Annotated in this window: 1 protein-coding gene; it reads right to left on the bottom strand. The window is 49.0% G+C overall.

Annotation, left to right across the window (positions count from 1 at the left end; genetic code table 11):
• Positions 1-282: 282 nt before the first annotated feature.
• Positions 283-1,074, bottom strand: coding sequence for an RHS repeat-associated core domain-containing protein (locus D6694_06590; GenBank protein RMH43810.1), 792 nt, complete (start codon positions 1,072-1,074; stop codon positions 283-285).
• Positions 1,075-1,166 lie beyond the last annotated feature (92 nt).

The raw sequence follows: 1,166 nt of genomic DNA, 5'->3' as shown, positions 1-1,166 counted from the left end.
GGAATGTTAGACACAGTAAACTACTTAGCATACCTCTATTCCAATTAGTTTCAGAACCAAGGAATCCTAAATGGTTTAACGCCACAACACCGCATATAAAGCATATCCAAAAGCCAACCCCAGAAACCAAAGCATTCGACAACTTGCGCCAAACACTTTTACCTTTCCAGCGGGTGCCAGCCCACCAAGAAAAAACAAAACCTACCACACTGATGAGGGTAAACATCAATCCGATAAACAAATCTCTAGAGTACATTGAACAATCCTGTCTCCCTGAAACAATTAGGGGAATGTCAAATCCATATTTGCTGAGGGGAGCCACCCTTTATCATTCACTACTGCCATTGCTTGCAATGGTAAAGAAAGGGCAACCAGGTTTGCCCCCCACCCGATTCCTGACAATGCCATAGAAGTCAATGCACCAGATGAAACCTGTGCATTTACCCTGAATCTAACATTGTCAGATGTTATGCTTATCGTCCCTTGAAGGTGTGTGTTACCGTTTTTCATATCGGAAATTAACCCCGCCAGCGTTGCTGTAGAAGAAATCAGGTTTCCTTCAAAAAGCGCTCCACTGGCGTAAATACTCCCTTCACCTATTATGTATCCGGCTGCGGCCCCAAATGCTCCCGTTACTGGATTACCCTCAAATGTTAATCCACCGAGAGCACCAATTCCTGTCCAACACAATACGTATATCCCTAAAGCTGTATCATAGGCAAGTGCTACCTCATCTAACAATAAAGATGCTGTACCCCATTGTTCGGCTGTGCCAGGGATTTGATCAACGATATCATTTGTGTCGAATGTGATAGTTGTCGGTGTACCATTGATCTGCTTATCTTTTTTAGGGCTTTCACAGTCATCAACTCCTACACCACATACTTCTTTGTGCCCGCTCGGGTCGCGATACCGCAGCGGATTGTCGTTGACGTACGCGTAGCGGTCCCACGCCAGGGGACTTCCCGCGCCGGGGATGATGGTGTCGGCCTGGGCGAAGCGTCCCAGTGACGGGTCGTGCCAGCGGGCATTGTAATACATCAGGCCGAAGGCGTCCATCATGCTGCCCCACAGGGATGCTCCGCTGCGCTACGCGACGTTGGCCGGTGTAGGTGTAGTCGGTGAGTTGTGCATTCCAGGCGTAACGCACCGTGCCCCAGGGGGCG

The sequence above is a fragment of the Gammaproteobacteria bacterium genome (genome assembly GCA_003696665.1).
Classification (GTDB): Bacteria; Pseudomonadota; Gammaproteobacteria; order Enterobacterales.
Note: the sequence above shows the minus strand (reverse complement) of the source record. Positions and strands in the feature narration are given on the sequence as shown.